Source organism: Pseudoalteromonas sp. A601 (assembly GCF_002165575.1).
GTDB lineage: Bacteria > Pseudomonadota > Gammaproteobacteria > Enterobacterales > Alteromonadaceae > Pseudoalteromonas.
Map to the genome: position 1 here is coordinate 98,598 of NZ_MXQF01000012.1, position 17,026 is coordinate 115,623.

Sequence of the window (17,026 nt, forward strand, 5' to 3'; positions counted from 1 at the left end):
GTCGAACGATTATTTTAGTTTCTATATAGATAACAACTCAACTTTTGATAGTATATTGTCGGCATATACTAAATATCACTACATCAGGAATAATAATGACTAGCAGCTCAGCACATACTTCATTAATCCAAGAATTAAACACAATTGTAGGTAGTAAATTTACGCTAACTGATGATTCGAAAATGCAACCCTACTGCAAAGGGTTTCGCTTTGGTTCTGGTAACGCTTTAGCGGTGATAAAACCGGCAACATTAGTTCAAGTTTGGCAAGCGTTAAAGGCGTGTGTTGCAAGCGATGTGATAGTGATAATGCAAGCGGCTAATACGGGACTAACCGGTGGCTCTACACCTAATGGCAATGACTATGATCGACCTATTGTTGTGATTAATACAATGCGTATAAGTGATGTCCAGTTAATAGATAATGCAAAGCAAATAGTTGGTCTGGCTGGGGCGACTTTATTTGGTTTAGAAGATGTATTAAAACAGTATGGTCGTGAACCACACTCGGTTATTGGTTCGTCGTGTATCGGTGCTTCTATAGTTGGTGGTGTTTGTAATAACTCTGGTGGTGCTTTAGTACAGCGTGGCCCTGCTTATACTGAACTGTCTTTATTCGCTCAAATAGATGAGCAAGGTCATTTATCTTTAGTAAACAATTTAGGCATACACCTAGGTGATACTCCAGAAGATATTTTGACAAATTTACAAAATAAAAACTACACTGAGAAAGATGTAGAATTTGGCGAGCAACGAGCATCTGATAATGAATATCACGAACGTATTAGAGATGTTGATGCAGATACACCATCACGATTCAATAATGACGGACGTCGCTTATATCAAGCCTCAGGCTGTGCAGGAAAGTTAGCTGTTTTTGCTGTACGCATGGATACATTTCCTATTCCTGAAAAATATCAAGTATTTTACCTTGGTACTAATGACGCTAACGTATTAGCGCAAATTCGCCGGGATATGCTGTCATCCTTTAAGACTCTGCCTGTTTCAGGCGAGTACATCCATAGAGAGTGCTATGATGCATGTAAAAAATACGGCAAAGATACGTTTTTAGTGATTGATAAACTAGGTTCAAAGTTCATTCCTAAGATGTTCGCTATGAAGCGAAGCGTTGATCGTATTGCTGATAAGCTTTCATTTTTACCGACTAAGTTCTCAGAGCGCGTTATGCAGTATTTGAGTTATTTATGGCCAAATCACTTACCTAGAAGAATGGAAAACTTTCGTGATAAATATGAACACCATTGGATAGTTGAAATGAGTGGTGATGGAGTTGACGAAGCCAAAGCTTACTTTGATAAGTTTTTTAAAGAGAACGAAGGCAGTTACTTCGAATGCACTAAAGATGAAGGTAAAAAAGCAATTTTACATCGCTTTGTAGCCGGCGGCGCTATTGGGCGTATGCATGCAATGCGCGCTAAAGAGCTTGGTGATGTGATGACCATAGATGTAGCATTTCCCCGTAATGAAAAAGAGTGGTTTGAGCAACTACCAAAAGAGTTAGATGACCAAATAGAAGTGAAACTTTATTACGGGCATTTATTTTGTCATGTTATGCATCAAAACTACATTATGAAAAAAGGCGTTGATGCAAAGGCTGTGAAAAATAAAATCTTACAAACGTTTGATGAGCGTGGTGCAGAATATCCTGCCGAGCATAATGTGGGCCATGAATATCTAGCTAAAGGTGCCTTAAGATCATTTTATAAAGAACTTGATCCAACCAATTCTTTTAATCCAGGTATAGGTAAAACAAGTAAGTGTAAACATTGGTCTTGATAATAAAGTGTTAACTTTGTAAATTCTTTTGTTTTCTTATCCTCTAAATATTTTATTCCCAAAAATTAAATAAATTGTTGGGAATAAAATTATTTTTCTGAAATTGCTTTTCTTAACTACTTTTTAATTAAATCGGCTTTATTGTTTATCCATCTGATTTTTAAGATAATTAAATTTAATGTCAGCTCTTAAATTAATATGTATATCAGCTCTACTTATAGCTAAGTGGGCTAAAATAGCATGAGTTAATTTTTTTCATCTATTGAGTTTATTTTTATCAGTTGTCACAGCAGAGCTATTACTCTAAATTTATAGTCAAGCAAACAATAGGACTAACCAAAACAGGTTACTGCTTATTTCGGCTACTAAGCCAAGTTATAAATGTCATGAGTTTGCAGCCTTAAGGCTAAGAAAAGAATCTTTATAATTGTGTGTGAAGATGTTGTCAAAAAGACGACTCAAGTTAGGGATTAACTTGGCTTGAGTTGCTTTTTATTTTAACCACCACGCAGTTAGATGAACCCAGTTTTCATCAATGAATTTAAAGTGCACAGATTGCACTTAAAACCGAATCTTTATAATTGTGTGTGAAGATGTTGTCAAAGGCGGCTCAAGTTTTTTTAAGCTTGGGCTGTTTTTATATCTGCTGTATACATTTCTCCCCTAAATATTGCTTATTCCTAAATACAATAACCTAAATATTTTTCTTATTATTTTTTCCTTGTAGCGTATGTTGATTTTGTTATACTTCTGAACGAATTTTCAGTACTTACTGAAAGCTTATTGATTTAGATCATCCATACATAGTTAAAAATATAGTATATGAACAACATTTTTTAGTAAGGTTTTATTCGTTTGAGTTTAAATACGTGTTCGCCATCCTGCATATTAACAACGTTAGGTCGTTGGCAATTGGCTGTGCGTGCAACACTTGCTGGACGAGAACTTTTATCTGTATTTTTAATCTTACTGCTTAATTTGTCTATGATTGCCAGTGGAGCAATTGAAGATGCTATAGAGCTTAAAAGCTTATTAACCGAAGGGGCTGTTTATGAGTCATCTTTAGTTAATGTGTTTAGTTTTTTAACTTACCCTGTAATATCGTGTCAGTTACTTATCGGGTTATGTTGGTTACTATTTCATTATATCCCATCACGTCGTGCGGGTATTATTTTACGTAAAACGACCTTTTCACTTGTCCAAACACTAAAGTCTCAAATTACAAGCCATGCCCATGGTTGTCGCGCTCCCCCTAGCTTTAACGGTTGAATGCTATCTAATTTAGTTAAGTCAATACCAAGCTTTATTCTCAAAATAGATAGCAGCAGTGTGTCTGTTATTCAACCATCCCTAATTAACTCATTCAAGCTTTTGGGTTTGCTGTAAAGCTGTTTGAGAAATATAAAGCGTTGTTTATGTAAAAACTAAGCAGCTCGCATCAAATTATATAACCATTTTACGTCAAACTTTATTGCTTGAACGCATCGCAACGTATTTTGGCTGTAAGTTGTAGGGTAGTCATTTGTTAAATCGAAATCTATGTAATAGTGCTCTAGGCACTCTTTTACTGGCACTGACCGGCTGTAAAGGTGGAGTGCTTGATCCCAAAGGGCAAATCGGAATAGACGAAAAAAATCTAATTATCATCGCCACTGTATTAATGCTCATAGTGGTAATTCCAGTAATAGTTATGACGCTGTACTTTGCGTGGAAATATCGCGATGGACAAGATCATGAAGTATATGCCCCAAAATGGGCACATTCAACAAAAATTGAAGCGGCGGTATGGGCTATTCCTATTGTGATAGTCATTATATTAGGTGTTATTACTTGGCAATCTACCCAAGAGCTTGACCCATATAAACCGTTAGAAGGTAAAGGTGAGCACTTAACGGTAGAAGTAGTTTCGCTCAATTGGAAATGGTTGTTTATTTACCCAGAGCAAGGCATTGCTTCTGTGAATGAACTCGTGTTTCCTGCCAATGTTCCTGTGGAATATAAAATAACTTCGCAAAGCACCATGAATTCTTTTTTCATTCCCCAACTGGGTAGCCAAATTTACTCTATGGCTGGTATGGAAACCAAACTGCATTTAATCGCTAATGAACCAGGCACGTTTAAAGGTTTTTCTGCTAACTACAGCGGCGCAGGTTTTACTGGCATGAAATTCAATGCCATTGCTACACCAACGCAAGCTGACTTTGATACTTGGGTAAACAAGGTTAAAAGTCAAAAAAATACACTTTATAAAGCGGATTACGATGCATTGGCACAGCCTAGCGAAAATAACCCTGTTAGCTATTTTAGCGATGTTGAAGAGGGCTTGTTTCATACTATTGTTATGAAATATATGCAGGCGCATGGTGATATGAACAAGAAGCATAAAGCATTGCCTGAACACAGTGGTCACACAATGCATAGTGAAGGCGAGGAATAATTATGTCGTTATTTGGAAAATTAACATTAGATGCAATTCCGTTCCATGAACCCATTTTAATGGTGACAATGGCGGTAGTAGTGATTGCAGCAGCATTAATAGCTACATTGGTTACAAAATATAACAAATGGGGTGTGCTATGGCACGATTGGATCACCTCGATTGATCATAAACGCTTAGGTGTAATGTATATCATTCTTGCGCTTATTATGCTTTTTCGTGGTTTTTCTGATGCCATTATGATGCGAGCACAGTTAGCGCTCGCGACAAGTGGTGCACCGGGTTATTTACCACCAGAGCATTACGATCAAATATTTACAGCTCACGGTGTGATCATGATCATCTTTATGGCGATGCCATTTATGATTGGTTTAATGAACATTATTTTGCCCTTGCAAATTGGTGCTCGTGATGTGGCCTTTCCATTTTTAAATAACTTAAGTTTTTGGTTAACCGCAGGTGGAGCAATATTAATTAATATTTCTCTATTTTGTGGGGAGTTTGCAAGAACTGGTTGGGTGGCTTATCCGCCATTATCGGAGATGTCCTTTAGCCCGGGGGTCGGGGTCGATTATTATATTTGGGCATTACAAATATCGGGTATTGGTACGTTGTTAACAGCAGTAAATTTCTTAGTCACTGTATTTAAAATGCGTGCACCTGGAATGCGCTTAATGCAAATGCCAATTTTTACTTGGACATGCACTTGGGCAAATATCTTAATCGCTGCGTCATTCCCAATATTAACAGCTGTGCTGACTATGCTAACACTGGATCGCTATTTAGATTTTCACTTTTTTACTAATGAAGCGGGCGGTAACGCCATGATGTATATCAACCTGTTCTGGGCTTGGGGTCACCCTGAGGTGTATATATTGATTTTACCTGCTTTTGGTATTTTTTCCGAAGTCATCTCTACCTTTACTGGTAAGCGTTTATTTGGGTATAAATCTATGGTTTATGCCAGTGGTGCTATCTCAATCTTGGGCTTCATCGTGTGGCTACATCACTTTTTTACTATGGGATCGAGCGCTAATGTCAATGCCTTCTTTGGGGTAATGACCATGGTGATTGCGGTACCCACCGGTGTGAAGTTATTTAATTGGCTATTTACTATTTACCGTGGTCGATTACGGTTTACCGTGCCAGTACTATGGACGCTAGGTTTTATGGTCACCTTTACAGTAGGTGGTATGACAGGTGTATTACTTGCTATTCCTGGCGCTGACTATGTCTTACACAATAGTTTGTTTCTAATTGCACATTTCCATAACACGATTATAGGTGGTGCGGTATTTGGTTACTTAGCAGGTTTTGCTTTTTGGTTTCCTAAAGCTATGGGCTTTAAACTTCATGAAGGGTGGGGTAGAGCGTCATTCTGGTGCTGGTTAGTCGGTTTCTTTGTTGCATTTATGCCTTTGTATGTGCTTGGCTTTTTGGGAATGACACGACGTTTAAATCACTCTAACAACCCTGATTGGAATATCTGGTTATATATCGCCTTTGTTGGAGCGGTGATTATTATGTTCGGCATTGTATTTCAAGTGGTGCAGCTGTTTGTTAGCTTTAAAAACCGCGAAGCATTAAAAGATACAACAGGTGATCCGTGGAATGGTCATACGCTTGAGTGGTCTACCTCATCACCACCACAGTACTATAACTTTGCAACGATCCCACATGTTCACGACATAGATACGTGGACAGACATGAAAGAGAAAGGCCAAGCGTATCAGCAAAAGTCGAGTTACGCGCCAATCCACATGCCAAAAAACACCTCGGCAGGGGTGATGATGAGTGCCTGTTTTACCACATTCTGTTTTGCCATGATCTGGCATATTTGGTGGTTGGCAATTGTCGGTGTTATTGCTGGAGCCGCGGTATTCTTTAAACGCTGTTACACCAGCGATATTGATTACTATGTGCAACCAGAAGAAATTCTTGAAATTGAAAGTGCACATAATGCCAGTGCAACAACATTTAACCAAGGTAAGGAGTTCAGCGCATGAGTTCGATCCCTACTGATATGAATATCATCAATCATGATGCCCATGCTCACGAGCATCATGATACCGGTGGTGACACGGTATTTGGTTTTTGGCTTTATCTAATGACCGACTGCTTATTATTCGCCTCATTTTTTGCCACTTATGCTGTTCTTTATATGAATACCGCTGGTGGTGTGTCAGGCAAAGACATTTTTGAACTGGATTTTGTAGCGCTTGAAACCGCAGCATTACTTTTAAGTAGTATCACCTTTGGTTTTGCGATGATCTTTGCCCGTGCCCAGAAAAAGGCTGCGACGTTAGCGTGGTTAGCGGCTACTTTTGCTTTAGGTGCTGTGTTTATCTCTATGGAAATTTATGAGTTTAATCACTTAATTACTCATGGTAATGGCCCACAGCAGAGTGCTTTTTTATCTGCGTTCTTCTCATTAGTTGGCTTACACGGCTTGCATGTGACGGCAGGTTTAATTTGGATGGCAACGATGATGATTGAAATATCACGGCGGGGTCTAAAGTCTGCCACCGTTACCCGTTTAAGTTGCCTCAGCTTGTTTTGGCATTTTCTAGATGTGGTATGGATTTGTGTTTTCACCGTTGTATATCTAATGGGGGTAATGTAATGAGCCATAGTGAATCTCATGCTTTAAACGAGCTACAAACACAAAGCGACAATGCAGCTACACATGGCAGCGTTAAAGATTATTTAATTGGTTTTGTTTTATCGATTGTACTGACGGTGATTCCATTTTGGGCGGTCATGAATGGTACGCTCTCAAAGCCAACGACCTTTGCCTGCATCGTCATAATGGCCATTGTGCAAATTTGGGTGCACTTAAAATACTTCTTACATCTGAACTTTAAAACTGAGGAGGGTAAAGCGAGCTCATTATCGTTTATTTTTAGTGCTTTGATCATCGTGATGGTGGTAGGGCTGTCGGTGTGGATCATCTACGAATCGAACGCCATGATGATGTACTAGCCCCCAGCTAGTACATTGTTAACAGAAAAGAAAAGGGGACAGAAGATGTTTCGTCGTTACTTAAAGGTCACTAAACCCGGTATTATTATGGGCAATGTCATCTCGGTTGCGGGTGGTTTTTTACTTGCTTCGCAAGGGAGTATTGATGGCTGGTTAATGCTTGCAACATTAGTGGGTTTATCTTTGGTCGTAGCTTCAGGTTGTGCGATTAATAATGTGATTGACCGTGATATTGATAGGTTTATGGCGCGTACTAAAACACGGGTGACTGTAACCGGTGAAATGTCAGCTAAAGCAGCTTTACTACATGCTACTGCGCTTGGGGTATTAGGTTTTGCTCTACTAGTAATTTTTACTAACTGGATTGCCGTTTTTTTTGCTGCTTTTGGTTATGTGATATATGTAGGGATTTACAGCTTATACATGAAGCGTCGCTCAGTGTATGGCACATTTGTAGGGAGTTTATCAGGCGCTGCCCCCCCTGTTGTGGGCTATTGCGCCGTGACAGCACAATTTGATGTTGGCGCATTAATTTTACTGGTAATGTTTAGTTTATGGCAAATGCCACATTCTTACGCGATTGCTATTTTTCGCTATAAAGACTACCAAGCTGCACGCATTCCAGTACTGCCAGTAGCGCACGGTATTGATAAAGCAAAGCACCATATTGTGTTATATATCGCCGTATATGCGTTAGTGGTGATGCTCTTAACAATTGGCGGTTATACCGGTATGGCGTTTTTAGCGGTTGCTTGCACCACTAGCTTTTGGTGGTTATTAATGGCACTAAGAGGTTATCGCCGCAATATTGATATTAGTGGATGGGCGCGCCAAGTGTTTGCGTTTTCAATCCTTAATATTACTGCTTTGAGCATTGCTATGGCAGTTGATTACCAAAGTGTGCCATCCCAATTATTTGTACTTAATTAAAACCAATTTTATTCCAAAGTTAACAAAGGCTCTGAGTTCTCCGAGGAGCCTTTTTTCTTTATGTGTTAGTTTTCTAATTGCAAGTCTTCGCTATCAAAATAAAGTGGCTTTAAAGTGCCGCAGTTAATGAATTTATAGGTTAACTCGCTTTCTTTTGGCACACGTTTAGAAGTACGGAATTTTTGCAAACAGGCACTGGTTAGATCAACATAAATAAGGTGGTTATAGCTAGGAGCCTGACTTATTTTATGAATGTAAATGCGCTCATTTTCTTTTAAAGTGATTAAATCATAATCTTGCCATTGCGATGACTCAGCTAAATCGTTCAGCTCTCGTGCATAGAGGCGTTTACTCATTTCTATGGTGCGATTTTTATATACTAAGATGCCATCGCGGCGGGAATCACCGTTATACACATCAGCAGTGATTGTAATCTCTTCATCACGCATTAAACGTTGGATATTAAATGGCTTAGGCTTAATTGTTATCAGTTCTGCACCTCTTACAACATTTAAAAAAGCGACATCGGGGTTTTCTATTTTGTATACGATTTGCACATCGTGAGGTTGTTTGTATGTGGGAAGATTGACGGCAAAAATACGTGAACCCTGATTCACCAATGCCATGGCATGTTCTGCATTATAAGCTGGGTTTATAGGTGGTAATTCTTTTGCCTCTTCCTCGCAATACGCTACAGTTGGTAGTCCTAGCAGCAACATAAAAAATAAAAATCGCATAATAACCTCAATTAATTTATAGGTTTAAAGTGTAGCTTAAATTTGTACTAACATGATTAAAAACGTGCTGCTTGCTCTACAACAATGGCATGGCGCTGGGCGAGACGCAAATGGTCTCGGTCATAGCCGCCACCAATCACGGTTGCCACTGGTGTATTATGCTCAATACAGCGTTTTAGAACCAAGTTATCTCGTTTTTCAATACCTTGCCAGGTTATGTCGAGTTTACCTAAACCGTCTTCTTGCCATATATCAACACCGGCATCATAAAGCACTAAATCGGGGTTGAGCTGCTTAAGCAAAAATTGCAATGTGTCATCTACTACACCTAGGTATTCATCGTCTTGCATGTTATTTGCCAGACCAATATCTAAATCGCTGGGGGACTTTCTAAATGGGAAGTTCTTTTCGCAGTGAATTGAGCAAGTATAGACATAAGGCTGGTGAGTAAGCATTGCTGCGGTGCCATCACCTTGGTGTACGTCGAGGTCAAAAATAAGTACATTGGTCACTTCACGGTTTTGTATAAGGGTTTGTGCTGTAAAAGCAAGGTCGTTCACCATACAAAATCCTGAACCAAAATCTGTATGCGCATGATGAGTCCCGCCAGCTAAGTGGCAGGCGATACCACTTTTAAGCGCAAGACGTGCTGTTTCAAGAGTGCCAAGTGGCGCTGTAAAAGTACGGGCTATAAGTGGTTCTGACCAAGGTAGACCAATGCGTCTTAGGGCTTTTTCTTCGAGATTATTATGCCATAAGTCAGCTAAATAATTTGCGCAGTGGACGAGCTCAAGATCATCTGGACTACCGAGCCTTGGTTGAGTTAAATTGTTATTAACGAGCCCTAGCTGTTTTACGTGCTGATATAAATTAGCAAATTTACTCATCACAAAGCGGTGTTTAGGATCAAAGTTAAATGAGTAATTTGGATGATAAACCAGAGGCAAATGTGGGTTTAAAGTCATAACAGCGCATTTTTAATAATTTACGCCATGGTAATCAAGTTACAGCAGATAGTCTATTTTTGTGGAGTGTGGATAAGCATCGCGAGTTCACGGTGTAATAGCGCGTCATCACCTAAATTAAGCTCTACCAAACGTTTTAAATGCGTAATACTATCAATATCTATATGAGTACAATGCAAACCAAAGTGCAGAGGCTCAATATGACTAATCTCAACCGCCATAGCAATGCTTACTTGGCTATCAGGCAAGGTAAAGGCAAGTTCAGCTGATTGGTGTTTGTCAGCTTTTAAGCCATTGGGGTGGCTAATCAATACACCATTGAGTGATACATCGAGTAATTCACAATTGTACTTTTGATCGTTTATTAAAAGTGTTGCGGGAGTAGAAAACAACACGCGAGTATATTGGCGACGATTATCCATAAAAGTTAAGACCCAGTAATGAATACAGGAGCTCATATTATAGTCAATAATTTACTAATTGAGAGTGGGTTTTGCTCATTTGAAATAAAAAGCCCCGCATAAATGCAGGGCTTAAAATATGTTTAGTACCTAGTACCTAGTACCTAGAACCTAGAACCTAGAACCTAGAACCTAGAACCTAGAACCTAGAACCTAGAACCTAGAACCTAGAACCTAACCAATTTTCTTGTATTTAATACGCTTCGGTTGCGCTGCAGCTGCACCGAGGGTTTTCTTTAACCATTCTTCATATTCGGTGTAGTTACCATCGAAGAAGTTAATTTGGCCTTCATCACGGTAATCAAGAATGTGCGTAGCAATACGGTCTAAGAACCAACGGTCATGCGAGATACACATTACATTACCCGGGAACTCTAAAATTGCATTCTCAAGGGCACGCAATGTTTCAACGTCCAAATCATTGGTTGGCTCATCCAGCAGGATAACGTTGCCGCCAGCCTTTAATAACTTAGCTAGGTGTAAACGGTTACGCTCACCACCAGATAGGTCTTTAACAAACTTTTGTTGGTCATTACCTTTAAAGTTAAAGCGGCCTACGTAAGCGCGGCTTGGGAATTCAAAGTTGCCAATTTTAAGCACATCTTGGCCATCAGCTATTTCTTGGAAAACCGTATTGCTGTCGTCCATGTTGCCACGGAATTGATCAACTGTTGCAAGCTCAACTGTTTCACCAATAGTGATATCACCGCTATCTGGCTTTTCTTCACCGCTTAGCATTTTAAACAGGGTTGATTTACCCGCACCATTGGCACCGATAATGCCCACAATAGCGCCCTTAGGCATGGTGAAGTTTAAGTCATCAATGAGTACGCGGTCACCAAAGCTCTTCTTCAAGTTTTTAACTTCAATTACTTGGTCGCCTAAACGCGGGCCAGGTGGAATAAATAGCTCGTTGGTTTCGTTACGTTTTTGGTAATCAGAGTGTTGTAACTCACTAAACTGTGCCATACGTGCTTTAGACTTAGCTTGACGGCCTTTCGGGTTTGAACGTACCCATTCAAGTTCTTGTGCAATTGACTTTTGACGGGCTTTTTCAGATTTCTGCTCTTGTTGCAAACGCGCGTCTTTTTGTTCAAGCCAAGAAGAGTAGTTACCTTCCCATGGGATACCTTCACCACGGTCAAGCTCTAGAATCCAACCCGCTACGTTATCTAGGAAATAACGGTCATGGGTTACTGCCACAACGGTGCCTTCGTAATCATGTAAGAAGCGCTCAAGCCATGCAACAGATTCAGCATCTAAGTGGTTAGTAGGCTCATCAAGAATAAGCATGTCTGGTTTTTCTAATAATAAACGACAAATCGCGATACGACGACGCTCACCACCGGATAAAACCTCAACTTTAGCATCCCAAGGCGGCAGGCGAAGTGCATCAGCAGCACGTTCTAATACGTTATCAATGTTGTGGCCGTCATGGGCTTGAATGATCGCTTCAAGTTGACCTTGCTCTTTAGCTAGTGCGTCGAAATCAGCGTCTTCCATCGCGTATTCGTTATAAACTTCATCAAGACGACTTAATGCGTTTTTAACTTCACTGACCGCTTCTTCAACGGTTTCGCGCACGGTTTTGCTTTCATCAAGTACCGGCTCTTGTGGTAAGTAACCAATTTTAATACCCGGTTGAGGATGTGCTTCACCTTCAAACTCTTGATCAACGCCAGCCATAATACGTAGTAAGCTTGATTTACCCGAGCCGTTTAAGCCAAGTACACCAATTTTTGCGCCAGGGAAAAAATGCAATGAGATATCTTTTAAAATAGTGCGCTTAGGTGGCACTACTTTCGATACTCGACTCATCGAGAAAATAAACTTATCTGGTAAAACCATGGAAAAAGCCTTCGAATTATAAATAAAATTATGATGGCTTATTGTAGAGTCTCATAGCCTAAACAGTCAACGAATCAGCAAAGTGAGCCCTGTGTTTTTAAGTAAATAGGCGATATACCAAATTCATTTAGACATCTATACATCTAGAGGTTGAAATTTACTGCTAACCGTTCATAATTAGTCATTGGTTAAAATAATGCTTGGAGTGAATGAATGCCTATTACAGTGAAAGATGAATTGCCTGCAATTGCAAAGTTACGTCAAGAAAACGTATTTGTAATGCCAAAAACCCGTGCGAAAACACAAGAAATTCGCCCGATGCGACTGGCCATCTTAAACTTAATGCCGAATAAAGTTGAAACCGAAGTTCAGTTTATTCGCTTACTGGCAAACTCACCGCTGCAAGTAAATGTTGAGCTGTTACGGTTAGATACTCACCGCAGCAGCAGTAATTCTGAAGAGCACCTAGACACCTTTTACCGTTATTTCTCAGAAGTAAAAGACAACAACTACGATGCTATGTTAGTTACCGGCGCACCGCTTGCGCATTTAGAATACGACGATGTCGCTTATTGGGATGAGCTCAAAGTGATACTCGATTGGGCTGAGCAACATGTAACATCAACCTTGTTTTCGTGTTGGGCGGCACATGCAGGGTTGTTTCACCATTATGGTTTAAAGCGCGAATTAAAACCGAAGAAGCTCAGTGGTGTATTTACTCATCATTGCTACTTTGAACACGCCGCGCTTACACGTGGTTTTGATGATACCTTTGTGGTGCCACATTCTCGTTTTGGTCACATTGATATTGAAAAAATAAACGCCTGCGAAGATTTAGTTGTATTGGCAGGCTCAGAGCAGGTGGGTGCTTACTTACTTAAGAACAAGTCGGGGAGTCAGGTGTATATTACAGGTCATCCAGAATACGATGCCGACACATTAAAGGGCGAATACCAACGTGACCTTGCAAAAGAGCCCAACGCCGCTATGCCTGAAAATTACTTTCCCGATAACAACCCAGATAACGAGCCGTCGAAAACCTGGCAAAGCCATGCTTTCTTGTTATTTTCGAATTGGTTAAATTACTATGTGTATCAAACCACACCTTATGATATTAATCTCGTTAGCCAAGCAGTAAGGACTAACAACTATGCCGAGTAATACAGTGAATAAATATGCAGAATTAACCGAAGCGCTCAAACAGCGAATTTTAATTCTCGACGGCGCTATGGGCACCATGATCCAAGAGCATAAATTAGAAGAAGAAGACTACCGTGGTGAGCGTTTTAAAGACTGGCATGTATTAATTAAAGGCAATAACGACTTGTTAAGCCTGACTCAGCCTAAAATAATTGCTGATATTCACCGTGGCTTTTTAAATGCTGGTGCCGATATTATTGAAACCAATACCTTTAACTCGACCACTGTCTCAATGGAAGATTACGACATGGCAAGTATCAGCCGTGAGGTAAACCTCGAGTCAGCCAAGTTAGCACGCAGTATTTGTGACGAGTTCACCGCTAAAAATCCTGATAAACCACGTTATGTGGCTGGTGTACTTGGGCCAACGTCAAAAACTTGTTCTATTTCACCTGATGTAAATGACCCAGGTTATCGTAATATCACCTTTGATAAATTAGTCACGGCGTATGTTGAGTCTACCCTTGCTTTAATGGAAGGCGGCGTTGATTTAATTTTGATAGAGACTATTTTTGATACCTTAAACGCCAAAGCAGCCTCATTCGCTGTTGAAGAAGCGTTTGAGCAAGCAGGGCGTACATTACCGGTGATGATCTCAGGTACCATTACTGATGCATCAGGGCGCACGCTTTCAGGGCAAACTACCGAAGCGTTTTATAATTCAATCCGTCATATTAAGCCTATTTCTATTGGCCTTAACTGCGCACTAGGCCCTGATTTATTACGCCAATATGTAGAAGAGTTATCACGGGTGTGCGAAACCTTTGTCTCTGTTCACCCTAATGCAGGCTTACCTAATGAATTTGGTGAATACGATTTAGAAGCGCCTGAAATGGCTGTTGAGATCATTGATTGGGGCAAATCGGGTTTTATAAATATTGTTGGCGGTTGCTGCGGTACAACACCTGCTCATATTAGAGCGTTTGCTAAAGGCCTTGAAGCGGTTAAACCTCGTGTATTACCTGAGCTTGAAGTGCGCATGCGCTTATCTGGCCTTGAAGCGTGTAACTTAAATTAGGAAACCGACATGACACAACAAATTGCAGTATTTACTAACGTCGGTGAGCGTACCAATGTAACCGGCTCAGCCATGTTCAAGCGATTGATCATGGAAGAAGACTATGAAACCGCCCTTAATGTTGCCCGCGAACAAGTTGAAAATGGCGCACAGGTAATTGATATCAACATGGACGAAGCCATGCTGGACTCAAAAGCCGCGATGGTGAAGTTTTTAAACTTAATTGCCTCAGAGCCTGATATTTCTAAAGTACCCATCATGGTTGATTCCTCTAAATGGGAAGTGATTGAAGCGGGCTTAAAGTGTATTCAAGGCAAGGCGATTGTTAACTCAATCTCACTAAAGGAAGGTGAAGAGCCATTTAAACGCCAAGCCAAAATTATTAAACGCTTTGGCGCTGCTGCTGTTGTTATGGCGTTTGATATCGATGGCCAAGCAGACACCGCAGATCGTAAGTTTGAAATATGTGAGCGCAGTTACCGTATTTTAGTTGATGAAATAGGCTTCCCACCGGAAGATATTATTTTCGACCCAAATATCTTTGCGGTTGCCACAGGTATTGAAGAGCATGATAACTACGCGGTCGAGTTTATTGAAGGCACGCGTCGCATCAAGCAAAACTTACCCCATTGTAAAGTGTCGGGTGGGGTATCAAACGTATCGTTCTCGTTCCGTGGTAACAACCCTGTACGTGAAGCGATTCACTCGGTATTTTTATACCATGCCATAAAAGCAGGCATGGATATGGGCATAGTCAACGCAGGGCAACTTGCCGTTTATGATGATATACCAGATGAGCTACGTAAAGCCGTTGAAGACGTTATTTTAAATACCGACTCAGGTGCCGGTGAGCGTTTAGTAGAGCTTGCGCCTAAGTTCTCAGGTATGGCACAAGCTGAGCGTGTTGAAGATTTAGAATGGCGTACGTGGCCTGTTGAAAAACGTCTTGAACATGCGCTTGTAAAAGGTATTACCGAATACATAGACGAAGACACCGAAGAATGCCGCGCGGGTGCCGATAAACCCATACACGTAATCGAAGGGCCATTAATGGATGGCATGAACGTGGTAGGTGATTTATTTGGCGCGGGTAAAATGTTTCTACCTCAAGTGGTAAAATCAGCCCGGGTAATGAAGCGTGCTGTGGCATACCTTGACCCATTCATTGAAGCTGAAAAAGAAGAAGGTGCCACTAACGGTAAAGTTGTAATGGCTACCGTTAAAGGTGACGTGCACGACATAGGTAAAAACATCGTGGGCGTTGTTCTGCAATGTAATAACTACGAAGTAATTGATTTAGGTGTAATGGTACCGGCAGAAAAAATACTGCAAACAGCGATAGATGAAAAAGCCGATATTATTGGTCTATCAGGCCTTATTACCCCATCGCTTGATGAAATGGTACACGTTGCCAAAGAAATGAAGCGTCGCGGTTTTGAACTACCGTTATTAATTGGTGGTGCGACAACATCCAAAGCGCATACAGCTGTAAAAATTGAGCCACAATATGACAAAGGTGTGGTATACGTAAATAACGCTAGCCGTGCCGTAGGCGTGGTTTCAAACTTGTTATCAAAAGAGCTAAAACCCGCCTTTTTAGAAAAAACCAAAGCTGAATATGTAAAAGTACGTGAGCAGCAAGCACGTAAAAAGCCGCGTTCAAAACCGGTGACAATTCAACGTGCTCGTGATAACGCAGCCCAACTTGATTGGGATAACTACACACCGCCGGTGCCAAAAAAGCTGGGTGTGACTGAGTTTAAAAATGTATCGATTGCGACATTACGTAAATACATCGACTGGACGCCATATTTTATGACCTGGTCAATCGCGGGTAAATACCCACGCATAATGACTGATGAAGTTGTCGGCGAGCAAGCACAAAGTTTATTTAAAGACGCCAATGAGATGCTCGACGAGCTTGAACAATCAGGTGGCTTACAGCCGCTTGGAGTCATTGGTTTATTCCCAGCTAACCGCGTAGGCGATGACATTGAAATCTACACCGACGAAAGCCGAACTGAGTTACTAACTACATCGTGCCATTTACGTCAGCAAACCGAAAAAACTGACTTTGCGAACTACTGCTTAGCCGATTATATCGCGCCAAAAGGCACACCTGATTACTTTGGTGCGTTTGCGGTAACCGGCGGGCTTGAAGAAGATGACCTTGCGGATGCATTTGATGCCAAGCAAGATGACTATAATAAAATTATGGTCAAAGCGGTTGCCGACCGGCTCGCTGAAGCATTTGCCGAGTACTTACACGAGAAAGTACGTAAAGAGTATTGGGGTTTTGCACCGGATGAAAACTTATCGAACGATGAGCTTATCCGTGAAAACTACCAAGGTATTCGCCCAGCCCCTGGCTACCCTGCGTGCCCTGAGCATACTGAGAAAAAGAAAATCTGGGAGCTACTTGATACCGAAAAGCGCATTGGCATGCAACTCACCAGCTCATACGCGATGTGGCCAGGTGCCGCGGTATCAGGTTGGTACTTCTCACACCCAGAGGCTAAGTACTACGCCGTAGCGGCAGTACAAAGAGATCAGGTGGAAGATTACGCCAAGCGAACCAACATGACGCTAGCAGAAGCCGAGCGTTGGTTATCGCCCAACTTGGGGTATGAGCCACAATAGAGCTATTTAACA

The 17,026-nt window shown here is 40.9% G+C and carries 14 protein-coding genes; 10 read left to right on the top strand and 4 right to left on the bottom strand.

Annotated features, from left to right (window positions below):
• Positions 1-95 precede the first annotated feature (95 nt).
• The 7 genes from dld (at position 96) to cyoE (ending at position 8,145) form a co-directional block, all read left to right on the top strand.
• Entirely contained in the window at positions 96-1,796 is a 1,701-nt protein-coding gene (gene dld, locus B5G52_RS11970; RefSeq protein ID WP_087532884.1) for a D-lactate dehydrogenase, read from the top strand.
• 855 nt (positions 1,797-2,651) lie between these two features.
• Positions 2,652-3,065, top strand: a complete 414-nt coding sequence (locus B5G52_RS11975; RefSeq protein WP_087532885.1) for a hypothetical protein — start codon at positions 2,652-2,654, stop codon at positions 3,063-3,065.
• Positions 3,066-3,318: 253 nt separating this feature from the next.
• Positions 3,319-4,233, top strand: coding sequence for a ubiquinol oxidase subunit II (cyoA, locus tag B5G52_RS11980; protein ID WP_087532886.1), 915 nt, complete (start codon positions 3,319-3,321; stop codon positions 4,231-4,233).
• Positions 4,234-4,235: 2 nt separating this feature from the next.
• Positions 4,236-6,239 (top strand): cytochrome o ubiquinol oxidase subunit I, encoded by a 2,004-nt coding sequence (gene cyoB / locus B5G52_RS11985; RefSeq protein WP_087532887.1) that lies wholly within the window; start codon positions 4,236-4,238, stop codon positions 6,237-6,239.
• Positions 6,236-6,856, top strand: coding sequence for a cytochrome o ubiquinol oxidase subunit III (gene cyoC, locus B5G52_RS11990; protein WP_087532888.1), 621 nt, complete (start codon positions 6,236-6,238; stop codon positions 6,854-6,856). Before cyoB ends, cyoC begins: the two co-directional genes overlap by 4 nt.
• On the top strand, positions 6,856-7,215 hold the full coding sequence (gene cyoD / locus B5G52_RS11995) for a cytochrome o ubiquinol oxidase subunit IV (protein WP_087532889.1): 360 nt from the start codon (positions 6,856-6,858) through the stop codon (positions 7,213-7,215). The genes cyoC and cyoD overlap by 1 nt, the downstream gene beginning before the upstream one ends.
• Positions 7,216-7,260: 45 nt before the next feature.
• A complete protein-coding gene (gene cyoE, locus B5G52_RS12000) occupies positions 7,261-8,145 on the top strand; it encodes a heme o synthase (protein WP_087532890.1) in 885 nt (294 codons plus the stop codon).
• 65 nt (positions 8,146-8,210) lie between these two features.
• Here the strand turns inward: cyoE and B5G52_RS12005 are convergent, their stop codons facing one another.
• The 4 genes from B5G52_RS12005 to ettA form a co-directional block, all read right to left on the bottom strand.
• A complete protein-coding gene (locus B5G52_RS12005) occupies positions 8,211-8,882 on the bottom strand; it encodes a hypothetical protein (protein ID WP_087532891.1) in 672 nt (223 codons plus the stop codon).
• Positions 8,883-8,938: 56 nt separating this feature from the next.
• On the bottom strand, positions 8,939-9,847 hold the full coding sequence (locus tag B5G52_RS12010; protein WP_087532892.1) for a histone deacetylase: 909 nt from the start codon (positions 9,845-9,847) through the stop codon (positions 8,939-8,941).
• Positions 9,848-9,900: 53 nt separating this feature from the next.
• The gene (locus B5G52_RS12015) at positions 9,901-10,269 is read right to left on the bottom strand and encodes a PilZ domain-containing protein (RefSeq protein WP_087532893.1); all 369 of its coding nucleotides are present in this window, start codon (positions 10,267-10,269) and stop codon (positions 9,901-9,903) included.
• A gap of 213 nt (positions 10,270-10,482) precedes the next feature.
• Positions 10,483-12,156 carry an energy-dependent translational throttle protein EttA gene (ettA, locus tag B5G52_RS12020; protein WP_087532894.1) on the bottom strand — a complete coding sequence of 558 codons (1,674 nt, stop codon included), beginning with the start codon at positions 12,154-12,156 and terminating at the stop codon, positions 10,483-10,485.
• Between the two features lie 213 nt (positions 12,157-12,369).
• On the opposite strand from ettA, the gene metA reads away from it, so the two are divergent.
• From metA to metH, 3 genes are read left to right on the top strand one after another with little or no spacing between them, the layout of a single operon-like run.
• Complete coding sequence (metA, locus tag B5G52_RS12025) at positions 12,370-13,317, top strand: homoserine O-succinyltransferase (RefSeq protein WP_087532895.1); 948 nt, start codon at positions 12,370-12,372, stop codon at positions 13,315-13,317.
• On the top strand, positions 13,307-14,374 hold the full coding sequence (locus tag B5G52_RS12030; RefSeq protein WP_087532896.1) for a homocysteine S-methyltransferase family protein: 1,068 nt from the start codon (positions 13,307-13,309) through the stop codon (positions 14,372-14,374). Before metA ends, B5G52_RS12030 begins: the two co-directional genes overlap by 11 nt.
• Before the next feature lie 9 nt (positions 14,375-14,383).
• Entirely contained in the window at positions 14,384-17,014 is a 2,631-nt protein-coding gene (gene metH / locus B5G52_RS12035) for a methionine synthase (RefSeq protein ID WP_087532897.1), read from the top strand.
• Positions 17,015-17,026 lie beyond the last annotated feature (12 nt).